18 protein-coding genes and 1 pseudogene are annotated in these 20573 nt (G+C 73.2%); 11 read left to right on the forward strand and 8 right to left on the reverse strand.

Going from position 1 to position 20573, the window contains the following annotated elements; genetic code table 11:
- Positions 1-263 precede the first annotated feature (263 nt).
- A complete protein-coding gene (locus N8I86_RS21740; protein WP_263278494.1) occupies positions 264-716 on the forward strand; it encodes a GNAT family N-acetyltransferase in 453 nt (150 codons plus the stop codon).
- Between the two features lie 111 nt (positions 717-827).
- Entirely contained in the window at positions 828-2231 is a 1404-nt protein-coding gene (locus N8I86_RS21745) for a PAS domain-containing protein (RefSeq protein ID WP_073890315.1), read from the forward strand.
- A gap of 45 nt (positions 2232-2276) precedes the next feature.
- Here N8I86_RS21745 and N8I86_RS21750 read toward each other — a convergent pair whose 3' ends face one another.
- Positions 2277-3032: an SIS domain-containing protein gene (locus tag N8I86_RS21750; RefSeq protein ID WP_123437121.1), complete on the reverse strand. Its 756-nt coding sequence runs from the start codon at positions 3030-3032 to the stop codon at positions 2277-2279.
- Between the two features lie 287 nt (positions 3033-3319).
- Between N8I86_RS21750 and N8I86_RS21755 the strand changes: the two genes are divergently transcribed.
- Complete coding sequence (locus N8I86_RS21755; protein ID WP_073888247.1) at positions 3320-4012, forward strand: metal-dependent transcriptional regulator; 693 nt, start codon at positions 3320-3322, stop codon at positions 4010-4012.
- A gap of 287 nt (positions 4013-4299) precedes the next feature.
- On the forward strand, positions 4300-5187 hold the full coding sequence (locus tag N8I86_RS21760; RefSeq protein WP_073888249.1) for an alpha/beta fold hydrolase: 888 nt from the start codon (positions 4300-4302) through the stop codon (positions 5185-5187).
- Positions 5188-5302: 115 nt separating this feature from the next.
- Here N8I86_RS21760 and N8I86_RS21765 read toward each other — a convergent pair whose 3' ends face one another.
- From N8I86_RS21765 to N8I86_RS21775, 3 genes are read right to left on the reverse strand one after another with little or no spacing between them, the layout of a single operon-like run.
- A complete protein-coding gene (locus N8I86_RS21765) occupies positions 5303-6892 on the reverse strand; it encodes a transporter (protein WP_073888251.1) in 1590 nt (529 codons plus the stop codon).
- Positions 6889-7665: an ABC transporter ATP-binding protein gene (locus tag N8I86_RS21770; RefSeq protein WP_263278495.1), complete on the reverse strand. Its 777-nt coding sequence runs from the start codon at positions 7663-7665 to the stop codon at positions 6889-6891. The genes N8I86_RS21765 and N8I86_RS21770 overlap by 4 nt, the downstream gene beginning before the upstream one ends.
- Before the next feature lie 58 nt (positions 7666-7723).
- A complete protein-coding gene (locus N8I86_RS21775; RefSeq protein WP_263278496.1) occupies positions 7724-8389 on the reverse strand; it encodes a bifunctional DNA primase/polymerase in 666 nt (221 codons plus the stop codon).
- A 258-nt stretch (positions 8390-8647) separates the two neighbouring features.
- On the opposite strand from N8I86_RS21775, the pseudogene N8I86_RS21780 reads away from it, so the two are divergent.
- Positions 8648-10032 (forward strand): annotated as a pseudogene (locus N8I86_RS21780) (transcriptional regulator).
- An 809-nt stretch (positions 10033-10841) separates the two neighbouring features.
- Complete coding sequence (locus N8I86_RS39395) at positions 10842-11903, forward strand: hypothetical protein (protein ID WP_404830821.1); 1062 nt, start codon at positions 10842-10844, stop codon at positions 11901-11903.
- 51 nt (positions 11904-11954) lie between these two features.
- Here N8I86_RS39395 and N8I86_RS21790 read toward each other — a convergent pair whose 3' ends face one another.
- Positions 11955-13280 (reverse strand): ABC transporter substrate-binding protein, encoded by a 1326-nt coding sequence (locus N8I86_RS21790; protein WP_198960337.1) that lies wholly within the window; start codon positions 13278-13280, stop codon positions 11955-11957.
- 117 nt (positions 13281-13397) lie between these two features.
- On the opposite strand from N8I86_RS21790, the gene N8I86_RS21795 reads away from it, so the two are divergent.
- The 3 genes from N8I86_RS21795 to N8I86_RS21805 all read left to right on the forward strand — a co-directional run bounded on the left by N8I86_RS21795 (position 13398) and on the right by N8I86_RS21805 (position 15499).
- Positions 13398-13898 (forward strand): SCO4402 family protein, encoded by a 501-nt coding sequence (locus N8I86_RS21795; protein ID WP_073888261.1) that lies wholly within the window; start codon positions 13398-13400, stop codon positions 13896-13898.
- Positions 13899-13964: 66 nt separating this feature from the next.
- Complete coding sequence (gene purU / locus N8I86_RS21800; protein ID WP_073888263.1) at positions 13965-14843, forward strand: formyltetrahydrofolate deformylase; 879 nt, start codon at positions 13965-13967, stop codon at positions 14841-14843.
- Between the two features lie 212 nt (positions 14844-15055).
- Positions 15056-15499 (forward strand): VOC family protein, encoded by a 444-nt coding sequence (locus N8I86_RS21805; protein WP_073888265.1) that lies wholly within the window; start codon positions 15056-15058, stop codon positions 15497-15499.
- A 45-nt stretch (positions 15500-15544) separates the two neighbouring features.
- Here the strand turns inward: N8I86_RS21805 and N8I86_RS21810 are convergent, their stop codons facing one another.
- Complete coding sequence (locus N8I86_RS21810; RefSeq protein ID WP_404830822.1) at positions 15545-17002, reverse strand: maleylpyruvate isomerase N-terminal domain-containing protein; 1458 nt, start codon at positions 17000-17002, stop codon at positions 15545-15547.
- Positions 16999-17571: a sigma-70 family RNA polymerase sigma factor gene (locus N8I86_RS21815; protein WP_263278497.1), complete on the reverse strand. Its 573-nt coding sequence runs from the start codon at positions 17569-17571 to the stop codon at positions 16999-17001. The genes N8I86_RS21810 and N8I86_RS21815 overlap by 4 nt, the downstream gene beginning before the upstream one ends.
- Positions 17572-17923: 352 nt before the next feature.
- On the opposite strand from N8I86_RS21815, the gene N8I86_RS21820 reads away from it, so the two are divergent.
- Positions 17924-18304, forward strand: coding sequence for an STAS domain-containing protein (locus N8I86_RS21820; RefSeq protein WP_073888270.1), 381 nt, complete (start codon positions 17924-17926; stop codon positions 18302-18304).
- 183 nt (positions 18305-18487) lie between these two features.
- Positions 18488-19000, forward strand: a complete 513-nt coding sequence (locus tag N8I86_RS21825; RefSeq protein ID WP_073888272.1) for an EF-hand domain-containing protein — start codon at positions 18488-18490, stop codon at positions 18998-19000.
- Here N8I86_RS21825 and N8I86_RS21830 read toward each other — a convergent pair.
- Positions 18979-20526 carry a class I adenylate-forming enzyme family protein gene (locus tag N8I86_RS21830; RefSeq protein WP_404830823.1) on the reverse strand — a complete coding sequence of 516 codons (1548 nt, stop codon included), beginning with the start codon at positions 20524-20526 and terminating at the stop codon, positions 18979-18981. The two genes, N8I86_RS21825 and N8I86_RS21830, sit on opposite strands and share 22 nt — an antisense overlap.
- Positions 20527-20573: the final 47 nt, after the last annotated feature.

Raw genomic sequence — 20573 nt, forward strand, 5'->3', positions numbered from 1 at the left:
CTGGTCCTCCGTCTGACGGCGGAGGAGCCGGCCGGACGTACCGGCGAGCTCGCGGGTCGGGTGACTGCTTGGGATTGGGCCGGCTGCACGTCTCTGTCACGTGCTGGTCCGGCACCGCACTGGATGTGGTGGCGGACCGCTAGCCCGCAGCCACCTCACGCGTCCGGTTCTCATACATCTGCCGAACCACCTCCCTTCTGTGTACGTCACACCCTAGGAAACCGGGAGGAGGGTCTCAACTGTTTTTCGGTACGGTCCCGCACATGACCGGACTCCGGCTCGCCACCGTTGAAGGCGACCTCATGCTCGAACAGTGGCGGCACGTGCACAACGTCGTGGTGCCGGTCGCCGCCATGTCGGTGGCGGACGCCCGGGAGCGGGTGGGGCGGTACCGGCTGGAGAACGCCTACGTGGGGGACGTGCTCGTCGGGTGCTCCACCGTGCGGCCGCCGGTGGAGGGGGTGGCCACCGTGATCGCACGTGTGCTCCCGGGGCACCGGGGGCAGGGGTTCGGTACGGCGCTTTACGAGAACGGGCTGGCGCGTGCGCGTGGGCTGGGTGCCGGGGTGATCGAGACGTGTGTGCTGGCGGCGAACGAGGAGGGGCTGCGGTTCGCGGTGCGGCGCGGGTTCGTGGAGATCGAACGCTATGTACTGGACGGGGAGCGGGACGAGTGGGTGGACCTGCGGCTCGCTCCGGAAGTCGACCGGCATTGATTCGGCAATCTTGCGGGAACAGGATGTGGGCTGTGTCACGTTCGAGTTGAATGAAGGCCAGTGAGCGAACCGAGCGCCGACGTGCGCCGACGCAGCCTCCAGGGGGTCCAGGTGAGTGCTTCCCGGCGGAGTGGGACCACGGACGAGCTGGGGCCGGACGAGCCCGGCGAGCCCGGCGGGTCCGACCTGCTCGCCGCGCTGCTGGACGGCATGGACGCGGCGCTGTGCGCGTTCGACGCCGACGGGGTCGTGACCCACTGGAACCGGGAGGCGGAGCGGATCCTCGGGTGGACCGCCGCCGAGGCCGTCGGGCGGCACGGGTTCGCCGGGTGGGCGGTGCGCAGCGCGGACGCCGAGGAGGTGCAGGCCCGGCTGATGTCGGCCATGCACGCGCCGGGGCGGCAGGTGCACGAGTTCGCGCTGGTCACGAAGGACGGCGGCCGGGTGCTCGTGCGGACGCAGTCCGCCGCGGTGCGCGGGCCGGAGGGCAAGCCGGCGGGTGTGTACTGCGCGTTCAGCGAGGTGCACGCGCAGATCGATCTGGAGCGGTCGATCGCGTTGAGCGAGGCGCTGTTCGAGGACGCGGCGTGGGGTGTGGTCCTGGTGGACGCCGATCTGCGGCCGGCCGTGGTGAACGCGCACGCGGCGCGCTCGCTGGGCATCGGGCGTACGTCCGCGCTGGGCCGGCCGCTCGGTGAGCTGCTCGCGCAGGGTGTGGAGGAGCTGGAGGCCGCGCTCACGCATGTGCTGGCCGAGGGTGCGCCGCCCGCGCCGGCCGAGATGTGGGTGGCGGTGCGCACTCCGGAGGGTGAGAAGCGGCGGTGCTGGCGGAGCGGGTTCCTGCGGCTGGCGTCGCCGCTGGCGGAGGAGCCGGTGCCGCTGGGGGTCGGCTGGCTGTTCCTGGACGTGACGGAGGCCAAGCAGGCCGAGCAGGAGGCGGCTCTGCTGCGGTTCCGTACGAACCAGTCGCATCGCGCGGCCCGTGCGGCGGCCGAGTGCGAGGACCCGGTGGAGGCGGTGACGGTCCACCTGGACTTCGCTCTCGCCGGTTTCGCCGATCACGCGCTGGTCGACCGGCTGGCGGGTGCGCCGCCGGCGGGTGGTGAGGACGCGGCTCCGGTGCGGCTGGTGCGGCTCGCCGCCACGCCCGCGGGGGCGCCGGGCCCGAGTGTGCCGACCGGTGCGGCCGGGTTGCCCGTGCGGTACGAGGCGGGGCATCCGGCGCTGAGCTGCGTGGAGCGGGCCGGGACGGTGCGTGCGGACGCGGGGTCGGTCCCGGCGGAGCGGGCGCGGGCGTGGGCGCTGGAGCGGCAGTGGCCCGGGGACGCGGTGCACGGGTTGTGCGCGGTGCTGCGGAGCCGGGGGCGGACGCTGGGTGTGGTGACGTTCCTGCGCGGGGCGGGCCGCAGCCGGTTCGAGCGGTCGGACACGGCCTACGCGGAGGACGTGGCGGGGCGCATCGCGGTGGCGCTGGACCTGGCGGAGGCGGTCCGGCGGGGTGCGGCGGGGGAGTAGGGCGGTCCCGGTCCCCCCAGGGGGCGCCGCGGTCGGTGCCGGTGATCAGTGGCGGTAGAAGATCCGGTCGCCGTACTCGCGCATGACGCGGCCGTTCCATTCGTGGCCGCCGTCGACGTTGCCGGAGCGCAGGAGCGGGGGTTCGATGCCGCGGTCGGCCAGGGTGGCGGCGGCGGTGGCCATGACGGCCTGCATGAGGGCCGCGGTGACGACGGTGGAGGCGGGGGCGAAGGGCGCCGGGATGGTGTCGAGGGTCAGTTCCGCGTCGCCGACCGCGATCTTCGAGTCGAGGACGACGTCGCAGTGGTCCTTGAGGAAGGTGCCGGAGGCGTGCCGGGAGCTGGTCTGTGAGGCGTAGGCGACGGAGGTGACGCCGATGACCCGCACGCCCCGGGCGCGGGCGCTCATGGCCATCTCGACGGGGAGGGCGTTGCGGCCGGAGAGGGAGATGATCAGCAGGGCGTCGCCGGCGCGGACCGGTGAGGTGTCGAGGACGGCGCTCGCGAGGCCGTCGACGCGTTCGAGGGCGGAGCCGAGGGTGGCCGGGGTGACGTCGACGCCGACGACACCGGGTACGGCGAGCAGGTTCATCAGGGCGAGGCCGCCGGCGCGGTAGACGACGTCCTGGGCGGCGAGTGAGGAGTGTCCGGCGCCGAAGGCGAACAGGCGGCCGCCGGCGGCGACGGTGTCGGCGAGCAGGGTGCCGGCGGTGGTGATCGCCGCGGCCTCCTCCTCGCGGACCCGTTGCAGCAGGGTGATGGCAGCGTCGAAGAACAGGTCGGCAGGCGTGCCGTCGCTCATGCGGTGCCCCTTCGCAGCGTCTGTGTCGTGGATCACCGTGAGGTCTGGACCAGTGTGGTGTCAATACGGCCGGGGTTCTCGTGTGAGGATGCCCCGGTGGCGCCCGGTGCGGGTGCCGGTCAGGGGTGCGGGGGCCGTACGGTCGGGCTCACGGGCCGGTGCCGGCGGGGCGGCCTCCCGGCCCTCGTTTCGCCGGTCCCCCCCGCTTGTCAGTGGGATCCGGCAGAATTGGTGGCAGGGCCAGCGCACGCGGCCGGGCTGCCGGCAGAGGTTATCGAGGGGCACGTATGTCCGGACTGATCGACACCACGGAGATGTACCTCCGCACCATCCTCGAGCTCGAAGAGGAAGGCGTCGTTCCCATGCGCGCCCGCATCGCGGAGCGGCTCGACCAGAGTGGGCCGACCGTGAGCCAGACGGTGGCGCGGATGGAGCGCGACGGCCTGGTGGCCGTCGCGAGCGACCGTCATCTGGAGTTCACGGACGAGGGCCGCCGGCTGGCGACGCGCGTGATGCGCAAGCACCGGCTGGCGGAGTGTCTGCTGGTCGACGTGATCGGCCTGGAGTGGGAGCAGGTGCACGCGGAGGCGTGCCGCTGGGAGCACGTGATGAGCGAGGCCGTGGAGCGGCGTGTGCTGGAGCTGCTGCGGCATCCGACCGAGTCTCCGTACGGCAACCCGATCCCGGGTCTGGAGGAGCTGGGCGAGAAGGACGGCGCCGATCCGTTCCTGGACGAGGGCATGGTCTCGTTGGCGGACCTGGATCCGGGCACGGACGGGAAGACGGTCGTGGTCCGGCGTATCGGCGAGCCGATCCAGACGGACGCGCAGCTGATGTACACGCTGCGGCGGGCGGGTGTGCAGCCCGGTTCGGTGGTGAGCGTGACGGAGTCGGCCGGCGGGGTGCTGGTGGGCAGCGGCGGTGAGGCGGCCGAGCTGGAGGCGGACGTCGCCTCGCACGTGTTCGTCGCCAAGCGCTGAGCAAGGGAGGGCCCCGGCGCCGTGTGGCGCCGGGGCCTGTCCTCCCCTGTTCCGACCCGGAGCCCCGAGCTCTCAGGGTCGTCCCCTCGGACCGCTTTTCCCCGAGTGGTCCGCCTCCCGCCTGAAAGATCCCCTCGGCGGCGGCGATCATTCCTTGAGGGGTGTCACTCGAATGAGGGGTGTTGTCCGCGCAGACAGAATCTTCGAATGGGCATTCGATAGTCTGCGGCGGCAGTACGACGGCAGAACACCGGTGCGAGGCAGGCGAGCTGGGGGGTACCAGGCCCATGGCACGGCGTATCGACGTGACGGGAGCGGGCGGTGTGCGGCTGGCCGCCTGGGATTTCGCCGAACCGCCCAAGGCGGAGCCGCACGAGGCGGGACGGGATCCGGCCGGGCACGGGCAGGGCACCCCGGGTGTCCTGTTACTCCACGGCCTGATGGGCCGCGCCTCCCACTGGGCGGAGGTCGCCCGCAGGCTCGCCGGACGCCATCGCGCGGTCGCTCTCGACCAGCGCGGCCACGGCCGGAGCGAGAAGCCCCCGCAGGCCGACTACACCCGCGAGGCCTACGTCGAGGACGCGGAGGCCGCCGTGGAGCAGCTGGGCCTCGCCCCCGCCGTCCTCATCGGCCACGCCATGGGCGCGCTGACCGCCTGGCAGCTCGCCGCCAAGCGCCCCGACCTCGTGCGCGGTGTGATCATCTTCGACATGCGGGCCTCCGCGCTCGGCGCGGCCTCGCAGCGCGACTGGGCCGACTGGTTCCGGGCCTGGCCCGTCCCCTTCGCCACCCTCGCCGACGTCCGCAAGTGGTTCGGCGAGGACGACCCCTGGGTGGAGCGCCCCCATCCGGCCCGCGGCGCCTTCTACGCCGAGGTCATGCAGGAGTGCGAGGACGGCTGGCGCCCCGTCTTCGACCCGGAGCGGATGCTGCGGTCCCGGGAGACGTGGGTCTACGACGCGCACTGGGAGGAGCTGGCGCAGGTGCGGTGCCCCGCACTCGTCGTCCGTGCTCTCGACGGCGAGCTGGGGCGCGCGGAGGCGCAGGAGATGGTGCGGGTGCTGCCGCGCGGTGAGTACGCGGAGGTGGACGCGGGCCACCTCGCGCACTACGACCATCCGGAGGGGTGGCGGTCGGTCGTCGAGCCGTTCCTCGACGCGCTGGCCGAGGACTGAGCATCTGATCGTCCCGGGTCGTCCGTGGTGCGGTGGCCGCGGGTACGCCATGGTCGTTCGCACAGTGCCCCCGCGACCCTCGGGGAGCTGCCGTGCCCGATGCCCGGAGGTTCGGCTAGCCCTTGCTCACCGCCGTGAGGATCTCCGGGAGGCGGGCCGCCGTGCGGGGGGCCGCCAGGCGCAGGCCGAGGAGCGTGAGGGCCGCTCCGTAGCCCGTGCCGGCCGGCAGCAGCAGCCAGGCCCGGGCGGCGCCGTCGGCGGTCACGTGGAGCCAGATGGTGAGGGCGATGACGGGGGAGCAGAGGAGGGCCGCCGCGACCATGCCGCCGAAGATCGCGATCCAGGCGAGGCCCGCCTGGCCGGGGGCGACGTTCTTGTGGCCCTCCTGAGGGATGGAGTACGGGAAGCGGGCCGAGGTCCACGCGCCGGTCGCCAGCATCGCGCCGAGCAGCGCGAACGACAGTCCCAGGGCCTCCGGGAGCCGGGCCCAGGCGTCCAGCAGCGAGGTCGTCAGCACGGTCACGAGGACGGCGTACGGGAGGGTGACCAGCAGCAGGGCCAGCGCCCGGCCACGCAGCTCGGCGTAGGCGTCCCGGGCGGAGGACACGGTCATGGCGACCATCCAGAACGCGGAGGTGTCCTGCCCGAACTGGTTGTACATCTGGATGCCGAGCATCCCGGCGGCGAAGCAGGCGAAGTAGATCGACCCGGTGCCCTGCACGGCGTTGAACACCGGCACGATGAGTCCGATCGCCAGCGAGGTCACCCACGCGGCCTTGGTCTTCGGGTCGCGCCAGATGTAGCGCAGGCTGCGTTCCATGACCGTGCCCGTGCGTCCGCCCGGCAGCAGCCGGGCCGGTCCGGCGGTGCCGGAGCGGTCTCGGCCCGGGGCGTCGAGGGGCTGGAGGGTGGACCCGTCGGGCGCGGTCATCAGCCGGGTCAGGCTGCGCGCCCAGGCAGCCAGCAGCAGCGCCAGACCGGCGAGCGAGACGGCCAGTTGGCCGGCCGCGACGCCGTACGCGCCCTCGCTCGCGGAGCGTACCGCCCCGATCGCCGAGGCCGGCGGGACCCAGGTCAGGACGTCCGCGGCCGGCCGTAGCGGTTCCAGTCCGGCCGAACCGAGGCGCTGTGCACCGAAGTTGACGAGCTGGGCGCCGATCGCGATCACCAGTCCGCTCAGCACGGCGAGGTCGCGGCCCCGCCTGCTGGTCAGCAGCCGTACGTTGGCGGCGGCGACGGCCCGTGCGAGGGCCACGCAGACCAGCAGGGCGAGCGCGACGGCGGCGACCGCGACGGCGTACCCGGCGGGGCCGTGGGCGAGGGCGAGCGCGCAGCCGGTGAGGACCAGCAGCGTGAACAGGGGGCCGATCCCGACCAGCGAGGCCGCGAGCAGGGCGCGTACCAGCGGCCGGGGGTGCAGCGGCAGCAGGACCAGCCGGGTCGGGTCGAGGGTCTCGTCGCCGGTCGGGAAGAACAGCGGCAGCACCGCCCAGCCGAGTGCCAGGACGGCCGTGCCGATCACGGCGACGACATCGGCGTGCGGTCGCCCGCGCAGCAGGATCAGCCCGGCGAGCTGGGACAGCGCGAACAGGAGGGCGACGACGGCGGAGGCGGCGAACGCGGCCCGCCGGCCGCCGGACTGCCGCAGTCCGTTGCGCAGCAGGGCGAGTTTCAGTCGTACGACGGTGGCGGTCGGGCTCGTCATCGGGCCGCACCGCCGCCCAGCCAGTCCAGGTCGGAACCGGTGTGCCGGCCGCTCGCCCCGACCAGCTCGAGGAACGCCCCCTGGAGGGTGGGGTGCGTGCCGCGCACCTCGGGCAGGGGGCCCGTGGCGCGGATGCGTCCGGCGGCCATGACGGCCACCCAGTCGCACAGCGACTCGACCAGCTCCATCACGTGCGAGGAGAACACCACGGTGGCCCCGGAGGCGGTGTAGCGCTCCAGCACGCCGCGGATGATCTGCGCGGACACCGGGTCGACTCCCTCGAACGGCTCGTCCAGGAAGAGCACTTCGGGGTTGTGGAGGAGGGCGGCGGCGAGCCCGATCTTCTTGCGCATGCCGGTGGAGTAGTCGACGACCAGTTTGTGCTGGGAGCCCGCCAGGTCGAGGACGTCCAGCAGTTGTGTGGCCCGCTTGTCGACCTCGTCGCCGGGCAGTCCGCGCAGCCGCCCCGAGTAGGCGAGGAGTTCCCGTCCGGAGAGCCGCTCGAACAGCCGCAGTCCCTCGGGCAGCACGCCGATCCGTGCCTTGACGGCCACCGGGTCGCGCCACACGTCGTGGCCGACGATCTCCACGGTTCCGTCGTCGGGCCGCAGCAGCCCGGTGACCATGGAGAGGGTGGTGGTCTTCCCGGCGCCGTTCGGCCCGACCAGCCCGACGAACTTCCCGGCCGGCAGCTCCAGATCGATTCCCCCGACAGCCACCTGCTGCCCGAACCGCTTCCAGAGCCCCCGCACACGTACTGCAGCTTCGGTCATGCATGAAGGCTAGCCAGGGCGGCCGTGCCGGGTGCGGGGGTGCGGGGAACGGTGCCCGTCAGCGGTCCCGTCCGCACGCGTAGGCCAGCGGGGAGATCAACTCCTCGGCGTCGGGCAGCCATCGGTTCGCGGGCGTGGGCCGGCACGCCCACTGCACCGCGCCGCGGGACCCGAACCGGGTGGGCGGAGCGGCCACGTACGCCCCCTCGCCCAGCGCGACCAGGTCCAGGGACGTGAGCGACCAGCCCAGTGTCCGCACCAGGTCCGGCACCTTCGCGGACGCGCCCGGCAGCACGAAGAAGTGCATCCGGCGGTCGGGGGAGAGGGTGACCGGGCCCAGCGTCAGCTCCATGCGTTCCATCCGGGCCAGCGCGAGGAAGCCGGCGCTCTCCGGGACGGACAGCGCGTCGAAGGTCCGTCCCGTCGGCAGCAGGATCGACGCCGTGGGCTGCTTCTGCCACATCCGGCGGGCGACGGTCGCACTGCCGGTCGCCAGGGTCGCCCAGTCGGGGCGCGCGGGGTGCGCACCCGGCGCGGGGCAGGCGGCCTCACCGCACGAGCAGCGCTGCGTCCCGTCGACGGATTCCAGCCAGGTGCCCGGGAACACGTCCCAGTGCCGTTCCTCGGCGTAGCGTACGGCGGTCTCCAGCAGCGATTCCCCGCGCTGCTGCGGAATGTGACCGGTCAACTGAGTGTTCTGGGCGCCCGCGATCGTCTCTTCCACGCTCCACTCAACTCCCGCACCCACCTGGAGTTACGGCTGGAGCGCGCGCGGGGGAGGAGCACCGGCCCGGCAGCCGGGGCGCACGGGTGCACGGGTGGGGGCGCGCGGGAGGAAGCAGGGCGGGCGAAGGGTAGCCAGAGGTGGGGGTGGCATCCGCCGTTACCCCGGCAAACCGCACATGTCACGCATTGACGGTATGTCAGCTGGGCAGTGATCGTCCCGAACGGTCACGCTCCAGGGGTTCGCAGGGGGTAGCACATGGCCGCAAGGCCTCTCGTGGCACGGCAGCCGAACGAACGGCTGCAGGCACTCATCCAGGAAGCGGGGTGCTCCAACGCCGGGCTCGCCCGGCGGGTCAACATGTGCGGTGCCGAGCACGGTCTCGACCTGCGCTACGACAAGACGTCCGTGGCCCGCTGGCTGCGCGGCCAGCAGCCGCGGGGCCGGGCCCCGGCGATCATCGCCGAGGCGCTCGGGCGCAAGCTCGGCCGTACGGTCACGATCGACGAGATCGGCATGGCCAACGGCAAGAACCTCGCCTCGGGGGTCGGTCTCCAGTTCTCGCCGACGGTACTGGGGGCCATCGAGCAGGTCTGCGAGCTGTGGCGCAGCGACGTGGGGCGCCGGGACTTCCTGTCCGGCTCGTCCGTCGCCGCCTCCGCGCTGGTCGAGCCCAGCCGCGACTGGCTGATCTCGTCGCCGGACGCCCAGGTGGCCCGGCAGGCGGGCCCGCGGGTGGGCCAGGCCGACGTGGCGGCCGTCCGGTCGATGACCCAGGCACTGGTCGACCTCGACCACCAGTACGGCAGCGGGCACGTCCGCCCGGTCGTCGTGCACTACCTCAACAGCGTCGTCTCCGGGCTGCTCGCCGGGTCGTACCGGGAGGCGGTGGGGCGTGAACTCTTCGCCTCCGTCGCCCGGTTGACCGAGCTCGCCGGGTACATGGCCGTGGACACCGGGCAACCGGGCCTGGCCCAGCGGTACTACATCCAGTCGCTGCGGCTCGCGCAGGCGGCCGGGGACCGCGGCTACGGGGGCTACGTCCTCGCCGCGTCCATGAGCCACCTCGCCGCGCAGCTCGGGAACCCGCGGGAGATCGCCCAGTTGGCGCGGGCGGCGCAGGAGGGCGCGCGCGGGCACGTGTCGCCGCGCGTGGAGGCGATGTTCCACGCGGCGGAGGCGCGGGGCACGCCCTCCTCGGCGACGTGCGCGCGGCACAGGCGGCCGGCGGGCGTGCGGTGACCGCGATGGAGGGCGCGGACGCGTCCCGCGGCGACGACCCGGTGTGGATCGCCCACTTCGACGAGGCCTACCTCGCCGACGAGTTGGCGCACTGCCACCGCGACCTGGGACAGCCCGAGGCGGCGGCCCGGTACGCGGAGCAGTCGCTGGCGGGGCATCCCGAGTCCCGGGCCCGCCGGCGCGCCATCGGGTACGTGCTGCTCGCCACGGCCCAGGTGCAGCAGCGCGAGATCGAACAGGCCTGCAGCACCGGCCTGAAGGCCGTCGAACTGCTGGAGACGCTCCGCTCCAACCGGGGCGCCGAGTACCTGGAGGACCTTCAGCAACGGCTGGAGCCCTTCCGGGACGAGGCGGTGGTACGCGAGTTCGGGGCCCGCCTCGACCTCCAGCAGGCCGCCTGAACGCCGGGTCCGCCATCGCGTGAACGTGAGGGAAACGGCACCCGGGTGTGCGCCGGGTGCCGTTGACCAGCGCTTCGCGGGCCTGTTCTGTTACTGCCGTCACAGGGAAGAAGATCGCGTCCTGAGCTGCGTGGCACCCGGCTCGGGGGACCCGGTAGCGTGAGCCGACGATTCACAAGGTCCCCCATTAGTAGGAGTCCCGGTGACGCAGAGTGGACAGGGCGAGGAGCCCTCGGCGCAGCCCGCGCGCGAAGGCATCGTGCTGCCCTCCGACGGAGGCGAGCCCCTGCTGCCGGGCGCGGCGGGAACGCCGGGCCCGGCCGCCCCGGCGGGCGGGCAGGCGTGGGGCGGTTCCTGGGGCCCCGGGCAGCAGGACCCCCAGCCGGGTGAGGGCTGGTCCCCGGCGGGTGCCCCGCAGTGGGACGCCTCCGGCGCGCACCCGCCGGCCGCCGCGGGCCCCGGTCCGCTGCCCCCGAGGGCGCTCCGGCCGCGCCCTACGACGGTCGGACACCGTCCTACGGCGCCGGCGGCCAGGAGCCGCGGTACGGCGGCCAGGCGCCCGCGCACGGCGCCGGTGACGGGCAGGCGCAGTACGGCGGCGGTCAGCAGCCCGGGTACGGCGCGCCCGACCCGTACCAGCAGCAGTACCAGCAGCCCCAGCAGCAGTACCAGGCCCCGCCCGCGCCACTGCCGCCCGCCGCGCCGGGGCGTACCCGGCCGCGGGCCCGCTGCCGCCCACGGCCGACGGCGCCACGCAGTACATCCCGCCGGTCCCGGCGGCGGACGGCGCGACCCAGTACCTACCGCCCGTGCAGGCGGCCGCCGCCGACGGGGCGACGCAGTACATCCCGCCCGTGCAGGCCGCCGCGGCCGACGGGGCGACCCAGTACATCCCGCCCGTGACGCCGGGGGCGCTGCCGCCGGAGTCCGCCGGTGAGGAGACGCGCTATCTGGGCCGCGCGCAGCAGCAGGCGGCGCCCGCGCACTCCGACGCGGACGCCACGCAGTTCATCCCGCCGTACACCGGCCAGGCGCAGGGCGGCGACCGGCAGCCGCCCGCCGAGTTCGAGAACCTCTTCCGCGGCGGCCCCGCGCACGGGGACGCCCCGGCCGGATCCACCCAGCAGCTCCCGCGCGTCCAGCAGCCGGACGCCTACCCGGGCCCGGCGCAGTCGTCGTACGGCCCGCCACGGGACTCCTACGGGGCGATGCACGACGACGGCGACGACGGCCGGCGCAGCGGCCGGTCACGGGCGCCGCTGATCGCCGCCGTCGGGCTCGGCATCGTCCTCGTCGGTGTGGGCGCCGGCGCGCTGCTCAGCAGCGGGGGCGGCAAGGACCAGGGCAGCGACGACAAGCCGGTCGCCGCCGCGTCCCCGGCCACCCGGGGCTCCGCCTCGCCCACGGCCGACCCCGCCCGGCAGCAGGCCGTCGCGCTGGACAAGCTGCTCGCCGACAGCGGCAGCAGCCGCGCCTCGGTGATCAAGGCGGTGGGCGACGTCCGGCAGTGCGCCAACCTCGACCAGTCCGCCACCAACCTGCGCGACGCGGCCAGGCAGCGCAACGCCCTGGTCACCCGGCTCGGCAAGCTGTCCGTGGACAAGCTGCCCGCCAACGGCGAGCTGACCGCGGCCCTGACCAGGGCCTGGCAGGCGTCCGCCGCGGCCGACAACCACTACGCGGCCTGGGCCGGCCAGGTCAAGGGCGGCCACAAGGGCTGCCACAAGGGCCACGCCCGCACCACCGGCGAGACCGCGGCCGGCAACCGGGAGAGCGGCACCGCCAGCGCGCAGAAGACCAAGGCGGCCGCGCTGTGGAACGCCATCGCGCAGAAGTACGGCCTGACCCAGCGCCAGCCCACCCAGCTGTGAGGCCCGCGCCGTGAGCCCGGCCGGGGCGGGCGTACCCGCCCCGGCCGGGCCTCACTGCACGTCCGCGCTCTCCAGCGTCTTCGTCATGTCGGCGATGCCGTTGCTGCCGCCGATGCCCTTGCGGGCCGCGACCAGCCTGCCGCCCTGGACCACCTGAAGGGTCACGTTCGCGTTGACCAGCCGGGGGAAGCCGACCCCGGCGAGCTTGCTCTCATAGGGCCAGTGCAGCGTCGGGGTGAGGCCCCCGGTGGAGACCCGCAGATCGTCGTTGAGGGTGCGGCGCACCGTGTCGGCGCTGACCTCGCCCTCGCCGATCTTCTCCAGGACGGCCTTGAGCACCGTGTAGGCGATCCAGGTGGTCTGCACTCCGGCGTCCGCGGGGTCGATGCGGTTGTCGCCGAAGGCCTCCTTGTTGATCACGTTCTTCATCTGGGCCCACCGCGCGTCCGACGCGGGCGGGTACCAGCCGGTGATGTAGGCGCCCTCGTACGGACTGGACGCGCCGCCCGTGGCGTTGATCACCGTCTGGTCGACACTGCCGAGCACGGTCGCCATGCGCACGTCGGGGAAGTCCTCCCGGGCCCGCCGGAAGGAGTCCATGAAGGTGTCGGTGCGGTCCCCGAGCGCGGGCACCACACAGCCCTTCTTCAGCACGTTCTCCGTGGCGTCGCGCAGCGCCCGGTCGGCCTGGCCGCCGTACTCGGTGGCGTCCTCGGCGGCCAGCTGGTCGTCCGCGTTCGCGTGCCCGCCCGCCTTCAGTCCGGAGTCGAGCATCGTGGGCAGCTCGTCGCCCGCGATGCTGTCGGGGCGGACCAGCGAGACGTTGCCGCACGTCCCGGCGAGGGCCCGGCCGAGACCGGCCAGCAGGGCCGGCTGACCGCCGTTGACCGGGTACGACATGGGGCCGGTGAACTCGTCGTTGGTGACGCCGTAGCCGCCTATGTAGGGGATGCCGGCGCCCTCCAGCGGGGCGAGGTAGGAGTCGCCGAACTGGCTGTAGGACCCGACGACCGCGACGACGTCCTCCTTCGCCGCGCGGCGGGCGCACTTCGCGGCGCCCACGCTGTCGTTGTGGTCGTTGCAGGTCAGGACCTCGAGCTCACGGCCGTTGAGGCCGCCCTGGGCGTTGATCCACTTGGCGTAGGCGCGGGCCATGGCGGGCATGCCGGGCTTGTTCGTGGCGTCGGTGTCCTGCGGCGCCCAGGTCATCACCTTGACCGGATCATCCCCGGAGCCCCCCGTGGCACCGGGGATGACCCCGCATCCGGCGGTGAACGACGCACAGAGGGCCATCGCGCCCAGGTACAGGGCGCCGGCTCTGCCGGGGCGGGAAAAGGAGTGGAGGAAAGTACTAGGAGTGCGTCGCCTGCCGGTCATGGACACGCACGATTCCCTCACATCACTAACCCGAGAGTGACCCTCAGTCAACGAAAAGTGACATCGAGGTGAATTGCAGGGGCCGGTGGGACTGCTGTGGCGAGGAACGTACGATCGATGACCGTGCAAGGTTCGGAGAACTCTTCCCGTCGCGGCCGTCGCTCCCCCACCATGGGCGGCATGCCCCTGAACGACATGCCGTGGTGGCGCTGGCGCAGCAACGTGCGCTCGGCGCTGCACATGCTTTCCGACCCGGTGTTCCAGCGGGACGTCTGGCTGGCCGGTGTGGACGGGTACGGCGACGTCACCGACGCCGTGTACCGGCTGGTGGAGGACACCTGGCTGGACAACTGGTCGGCGGAGAAATACGTCGGCACCATATTCCGCGACTCGCAGGAGGCGGCGCTCGTCGACACCGCCGTGCTGCGGGTCCTGCGGATCATGCACCAGGCCGGGCCGGACGCCCCCGTCGCCACGTACCTGGAGCACCCCGGCTGGCCGGAGGCCGTGCGGGCGGCGCGGGACGCGCACGTGCGGATGGCGGCGAGCGACGGCGACGATCCGGACACGGCGCCGAAGACGCTGGAAGTGCTGCGGATCCTCACCCGGTCCGCGTAGCGGACGGGCGGTCCGGGTGGCGGACGGCGGCGGCCGGTACGGGGCCGGTGTGGGACCCTGTAGTGCATGAACGAGCAGTCCGCGAGCGCCGCCCCGGCCGATCAGTACGTCCTCACGCTGTCCTGCCCGGACAAGCAGGGCATCGTGCACGCCGTGTCCAGCTATCTCTTCATGACCGGCTGCAACATCGAGGACAGCCAGCAGTTCGGCGACCACGACACGGGTCTGTTCTTCATGCGCGTGCACTTCTCGGCCGACGCGCCCGTGACGGTGGACAAGCTGCGGGCGAGCTTCGCCGCGATCGGTGACTCCTTCCACATGGACTGGCAGATCAACCGGGCCGACGCGAAGATGCGCATCGTCCTGATGGTCAGCAAGTTCGGGCACTGCCTGAACGACCTGCTGTTCCGGGCCCGGATCGGCGCGCTGCCCGTGGAGATCGTGGGCGTGGTCTCCAACCACACGGACTTCGAGGAGCTGGTGGGCTCCTACAACATCCCCTTCCACCACATCCCGGTGACCAAGGACACCAAGGCGGAGTCCGAGACGCGGCTGCTGGAGATCGTGCGCGAGGAGAAGGTCGAACTGGTCGTCCTCGCCCGCTACATGCAGGTCCTCTCGGACGACCTGTGCAAGAAGCTCAGCGGCCGGATCATCAACATCCACCACTCTTTCCTGCCGAGCTTCAAGGGCGCGAAGCCGTACCACCAGGCCCACACGCGGGGCGTGAAACTGATCGGCGCGACGGCGCACTACGTCACGGCCGACCTCGACGAGGGCCCGATCATCGAGCAGGAGGTGGAGCGCGTCGCCCACGACGTGACTCCGGACCAGCTGGTGGCCATCGGCCGCGACGTGGAATGCCAGGCGCTGGCGCGGGCGGTGAAGTGGCACGCGGAGCGCCGCATCCTGCTCAACGGCCGCCGTACGGTCGTCTTCGCCTGACACACCGGGGAGTTCGGGGGCCCGGGTTCCGGGCCGTCCCCCGGGCCCGCACCGCACGGCGTCCGAAGTGGCGCCGTCGCGGTGGCGCAGTATCGTGAAGGGGTCTTTTTCCCTCGCCCACCGCATGGCAGGCCGGTCCGACGCCGCCTGAGCGCGGGACACGTGGCGACCGGTGACGTGCAGAGCTGCCGTACGGGCAGGAGGACTCCACCGTGGACATGAAACTCGAAGTCGTAGTGATCCCCGTCGCCGACGTCGACCGGTCCAAGGACTTCTACGCGGGCCTGGGATGGCGGCTGGACGCCGACGTCTCCGGTGACGGCGGCTTCCGGGTGGTGCAGGTGACACCGCCGGGGTCCGGGTGCTCGGTGATCTTCGGCAGCGAGGTGAGCGCGGCCGCGCCGGGGTCCGTCGAGGGTCTCCACCTCGTCGTCGCGGACGTCGAGGCGGCGCGTGCGGAGCTGGCCGGCAAGGGCGTCGACGTGAGCGAGGTGTTCCACGACGCGGGCGGAGTCTTCCACCACGCGGGCACCAAGCACCAGGTGCCCGGCCCGGACCCCGACCGGACCAGCTACGGCTCGTTCGCGTCGTTCACCGACCCGGACGGCAACGCCTGGACACTCCAGGAGATCACCGAACGCCTCCCCGGCCGCTGACGCGGGGGAGAGGGCGCGTGGCCGGGAAGAGGGCCGTGGCCGGCCCTACATCCTGCTGAGCCCGGCGGCCGCGTACAGCACGTCCCTGATCGCCTGGCGGTCGCCGTCCTGGCCGGCCGCGGCTTCCTCCGGTGACAGGTGGCCGGCCGCCAGCTTGCAGAACTCGACGCCGTCCAGGGCGACATGGGCGACCTCGCGGTCCGCCGAGCCCACCGCGGCCGGTGAGTCCAGGGGGATCAGCCACTCGCCGCCCGCGGTGCCCTCGATCTCCAGCCGCAGCGTGCGCCCCGGTGTTCCCGCGGGGACGAGGTGGGCGGTGGGACCCGGCGTGGAGAGCCCCGTCCGCCGCCGCTCCGCGAGCGCGACCGGCAGCATCCGTGCCGCCAGGTCGATCATCCTGTTCAAGTGCCGCGGCGCGGGCGGCTCGTAGGGGTAGTCCACCGCCTCCGCGATGTCCTCCGCGTGCACCCAGCACTCGAAGGCGCGGTCCAGCATCGCGTCGTGCAGCGGCAGTGCGAAGTCGCCGTACGACACCGCGAGCCCGCCCGCGTGGCTGCCGGTGAAGGCCACCGTCCGCACCAGGCCGTGGCTCTGCTCCCGCCAGGGCGCCCGCACGGAGCGGGTCGGCGGGAAGTGCGAGGCCTGCCAGAACGCCTCCGTCCGCCCGGCCGGGCCGGCCTGGCCGCCCTGAGCCGGTGCCGGGATGCCGGCCAGTGGGTCCTCCAGGCCGATCGCGGCCGCGATCAGCCCGTCCACCGACAGCAGGTGCGCGATCACGCCGGCGACGGTCGTACGGCGGCTGGTGGCGCCGTCGGCCTCGAACCACCGCAGCCGCACCGGCGCGTGCCACTCCGCGTCCCCGAAGTCCTGGAGCAGTGCGTCCAGTCGGGCGGTCTCCGCGTCGTAGGGCGCCGCCCACTCGGGCAGCGGGATGCGCGGCGGCCGGCGGTCGAGGCAGGTCTCCAGGACGCGGGTGCGCAGCGTCGGATCGAGGTCGAGGCTCTCCGGCTGGTGCAGCAGTCCGACCGCCTCGCGCAGCCGGCGGGCCTCGTCGGCGCAGCTTCCGCAGTCGCCCAGGTGCACCTCGACGGCGGCCGTCTCGGCGGCCGAGCAGGCGGCCAGCGCCCAGGCGCCGAGGAGCGATTTCAGGACGTCGTGGGAGAGGTCGAGCGGCACGGGCAGGAGGTCCCCCAGGTCGGCGAGGTCGGGCAGCGGGCGCCCGCCGTCCTCGACGGAGGCGCGGGGCATCGGGATGCGCGGGGGCCGTGCGGGATCGGGCCCGCCGGGTCCGGACGGCACCTCGCCCGAGCCGGAGCCCGCGCCGTCGCCGGTGTGTTCCCGCTCACCCCGGCCGCCCGCGGCCTCGAACCCCTCGTGCTCCCCGCGCCGGCCCGCCTCTCCGAAGCCGTCGCGGCCGTCACGGCCTTCGTAGTGGTCGTGGTCGTCGCGGCGGTCGTGCCCGCCGGGTTCGTCCTGGGCCTCGAACCGTCCCGTCCCGCTCACACCGCACCCCCGTATCCCGGGGGCTTCCCGGCGTCGTGCGCGGTGGAGAGCAGTTGCAGGCCGAGGCGGAGCCGGCGGCGGGCCTCGTCCTCGGTGACGCCGAGGTCGGTGGCGGTCTGGCGGTAGTCGCGCCGCTGGAAGTAGGCCAGTTCCAGGGCCGCGCGCAGCGGGGCGGGCATGGAGTGGACGATGTAGTCGGCGCGGGCGGCGACGGAGGCGCGGCGCACCTTGAGTTCCAGTTCCTCCGGGGAGCCCCCGCCCTGGCGGGGGAGCGCGGCGGTCTCGCTGTCGCGCAGCCGCTGCACCGCGAGCCGGTGGGTCACGGCGGCGATCCAGGAGCGCAGTGGGCCCTGCTTGGGGTCGTAGGTCTCCGGGTGCTCCCAGACGTGGGCGAAGACCTCGCGGGTGACGGTGTCGGCGGCGTTCTCGCCGCCGAGGACGCGGTGGGCGAGGTTGTGCACGAGCGAGGCGAACCGGTCGTACAGCTCGCCGAGGGCCGCCGCCTCACCGCGGGCGAGCCGCTGCTGCATCTTGCGGTCCCAGCGGGGTGGTGCGTCCTTCCCGGCCATGCGGTCCCCTCCCCTCGTCCGTGTCCCGGTCGTCCGTGTCCCGGCCCGTCCAGCGTGTCTGCGCTGCCCTCTCGAATGTAGTCGGCACGTCCGACAACGCACGCCCCTTTGTGTCAATGTGCGCCCCCCGAAGCACCGCAGGTGATAGTGCCCTCTTCACACAACCTTCACGCAAAGCGTGCGCATCTCCGATCGAACAGGATCGATAGTGACCGAAACAAGTCCCTTGTCGACCTCTGCCGGTTTGTCGCTCCGCGTTTCAGGGAACGGCCGCTGGGCAGCTGCGCGAAATGAAGCGTAGGAACTGCTTCCGTTTCCGGGCGGTTCCGGGAGATCCGGCGAGCGGAGGGGCATTGCCGTGACATTCAAGGTGACCGGCGTCGAACAGGGCGAGTGGGCCGTGCTCCGGGTGTCCGGGGAACTGGACCTGATGACCTCGCCGGTACTGCGGCAACACGTGCACGACGTCGTGGCGGAGGGCAGCCACGACCTCGTCGTGGACCTCTCCGACGTGTTCTTCTGCGACTCCAGCGGGGTCGGCGTGCTCGTCGCCGCCCGCCGGCTGCTCCGCTCCTGCCAGGGCCGGCTGCGGCTGATCCTGCCGGACCGGGGCGCCGACGACGGTTCGCACGTCAACCGGGTCCTCGGCGCGCTCGGCGTCCGCCGGCTCTTCGACGTCCACCCCGACCTCGACTCCGCGACCACGGACGAGGCCGGCCCCCTCTCGGCCTGACCCGCGCCCGCCCGGGGCGGGCCGGCCCGAGACATACCGGCGCCTTCCCGACAAGGCCACACTGGTGTCGCAGAATTCCCCCGGTCTTGGCACAACCGTCGGTTTCCCGCCGCCCGACGGCCCCCCGCGTCGTACGCTCCCTGCCAGATCACCCCACGGACAGGTAAGGCGGATCGAACAGACATGGTCAGCACCGAGTACGAGCGCAGGATCGCCGCCCGGTTCGCCACTTTCGACCAGGACGGCAACGGCACCATCGACCGCGAGGACTTCAGCGCGGCGGCCAAGGCCCTGCTCACCGAGTTCGGCGTGACGGCCCGCTCCGACAAGGGGCAGGCGCTGTACGCCGGTGCGGAGGCCTTCTGGCAGGGCATGGCCGGCATCGCGGACCGGGACGGCGACCAGCGGATCACCCGTGAGGAGTTCGTCACGGGCGCGGTCAAGCGGCTGCGTGACAACCCCGAGCGCTTCGGCGAGATCGCCCGCCCCTTCCTGCACGCCGCGCTCGCGGTCGCGGACACGGACGGCGACGGCCGCCTGTCCGTCGCGGACACCGCGCGCGTCCTGCGCGTGCTGCGTGTGCCGGAGGACGTCGCCGGGGCCACCGCCGCCGGACTCGACGCCGACGGCGACGGCAGCGTCGGCGAGCCGGACGTCATCCCGGCGTTCGCCCGCTACTTCACGGTGCCCGAGTAGCGCTCCCGAAGCCGGTACTTGAGCACCTTGCGCAGGGTGTCGTTGCGCGGCAGGGCGGCCACCACCTCCAGCCGCTCCGGCAGCTTGTGCACGGACAGGCCCCGCTCCCGCAGATGGGAGACGACGTCCGGCAGCGTCAACCCGGCCGCGCCGGAGCGGAGTTCCACCACGGCGCACACCAGTTCCCCGCGCTCCGCGTCCGGCAGGCCGACCACCGCCGCGTCCCCCACCGACGGATGCGCGGCCAGCAGGTCCTCGATCTCCTTGGCGGAGATGTTCTCGCCCTTGCGGATGATCACGTCCTTCAGCCGGCCGGTGAGGACGAGATGCCCCGAGCCGGTCAGCCGCCCCAGGTCGCCGGTGCGCAGGAAGCCCTCCTCGTCGAAGGCCTCCGCGGTCTGAGCGGGGTCCAGGTAGCCCCGGCAGACGGCCTCGCCGCGCAGCCGCACCTCGCCGTCGACGATCCGGATCTCCATGCCCGCGGGCGGCCGGCCCTCGGTCGTGGCGAGGTTCTCGGGGGTGTCCTCCGGGTCGCCCATGGTGATCATCGGCACCTCGGTCATGCCGTAGCCGTGGGTGAGCTGGACGTCCATCTCGCGGACCACCGAGTGGTACAGCTCGGGCGGCTTGGGGGCGCCGCCGCCCGCAAGGAGCCGCAGCGACGGGATCACCTTCGCGCCCGGCCGCTTGCGCTGCTCGGCGAGGAACAGGGAGTAGAAGGCGGTGGAGCCGCCGGCCACCGTCACACCGTGCCGCCGGTACTCCGCCAGCGCCTCCGGCAGCGCGAAGTGCTCGAACATCACCGCCGGGAAGCCGTACAGCAGCAGCATCACCGTGTAGTCGGGGCCGGCTATGTGGGCGTAGGGGAAGGCCATCGAGCCGACGTCCGCCCCGGTCAGCCGCAGCGCGTGGGCGAGGCAGGAGCCGCCCGCGATCAGGGAGCGGTCGGTGTGCAGCACGCCCTTGGGGTCGGAGGTGGTGCCCGAGGTCCAGTAGATCCAGCGGACCGAGGTGCCGTCGGCCGGCGGGGCCGGGAGGACGGACGGGTCGCCGTCGGGCAGGTCGTCGTACGCCTCGAAGACCCCCTCGGCGCCCAGCCGCCGGGCCATCTCCGTGTGGTCGTGGCCCCGCCACACGCCGGGGACCGCGAAGAACTCCGCCCGTGACGCGCGCAGCGCGAAGGCGACCTCGCGGTCCCGGTAGAAGGGGATGACGGGGGACTGCACCGCGCCGAGCCGGGCCAGCGCGAAGGAGAGCAGGGCGGTCTCGATCCGGGTGGGCAGCTGCCAGGCGACCACCGTGCCGGGCCGCACGCCCATCCCGTACAGGCCCGCCGCGACGCGCTCGGCGCGCCTGCGCAGCTCGCCGAAGGTCAGCCGGCGCTCGCCCTGGAGGAGAACGGGGAGGCCGGGGGTGAGGACGGCACGGCGGACGACCAGGTCCCACAGCGTGCGGGCGGAACTCAGGGAGTGCGGGGTCTCGTTCACGTCTGCCCCCTCCTTGGCTGACGACTCGTCAGGTACCATGCTATCTGACGGACCATCAGATAAGTACCGTCCGGCGGAGGGGACCC

This window comes from Streptomyces albidicamelliae (genome assembly GCF_025642175.1).
Taxonomy (GTDB): domain Bacteria; phylum Actinomycetota; class Actinomycetes; order Streptomycetales; family Streptomycetaceae; genus Streptomyces; species Streptomyces albidocamelliae.

Excerpts from the sequence above, each read along its gene's own strand:
- N8I86_RS21740 (WP_263278494.1), top strand. The coding sequence starts at position 264 with ATGACCGGACTCCGGCTCGCCACCGTTGAAGGCGACCTCATGCTCGAA.
- N8I86_RS21750 (WP_123437121.1), bottom strand. The coding sequence starts at position 3,032 with ATGAGCGACGGCACGCCTGCCGACCTGTTCTTCGACGCTGCCATCACC.
- N8I86_RS21755 (WP_073888247.1), top strand. The coding sequence starts at position 3,320 with ATGTCCGGACTGATCGACACCACGGAGATGTACCTCCGCACCATCCTC.
- N8I86_RS21760 (WP_073888249.1), top strand. The coding sequence starts at position 4,300 with ATGGCACGGCGTATCGACGTGACGGGAGCGGGCGGTGTGCGGCTGGCC.
- N8I86_RS21765 (WP_073888251.1), bottom strand. The coding sequence starts at position 6,892 with ATGACGAGCCCGACCGCCACCGTCGTACGACTGAAACTCGCCCTGCTG.
- N8I86_RS21770 (WP_263278495.1), bottom strand. The coding sequence starts at position 7,665 with ATGACCGAAGCTGCAGTACGTGTGCGGGGGCTCTGGAAGCGGTTCGGG.
- N8I86_RS21790 (WP_198960337.1), bottom strand. The coding sequence starts at position 13,280 with ATGACCGGCAGGCGACGCACTCCTAGTACTTTCCTCCACTCCTTTTCC.
- N8I86_RS21795 (WP_073888261.1), top strand. The coding sequence starts at position 13,398 with ATGACCGTGCAAGGTTCGGAGAACTCTTCCCGTCGCGGCCGTCGCTCC.
- purU (WP_073888263.1), top strand. The coding sequence starts at position 13,965 with ATGAACGAGCAGTCCGCGAGCGCCGCCCCGGCCGATCAGTACGTCCTC.
- N8I86_RS21815 (WP_263278497.1), bottom strand. The coding sequence starts at position 17,571 with ATGGCCGGGAAGGACGCACCACCCCGCTGGGACCGCAAGATGCAGCAG.
- N8I86_RS21825 (WP_073888272.1), top strand. The coding sequence starts at position 18,488 with ATGGTCAGCACCGAGTACGAGCGCAGGATCGCCGCCCGGTTCGCCACT.
- N8I86_RS21830 (WP_404830823.1), bottom strand. The coding sequence starts at position 20,526 with ATGGTACCTGACGAGTCGTCAGCCAAGGAGGGGGCAGACGTGAACGAG.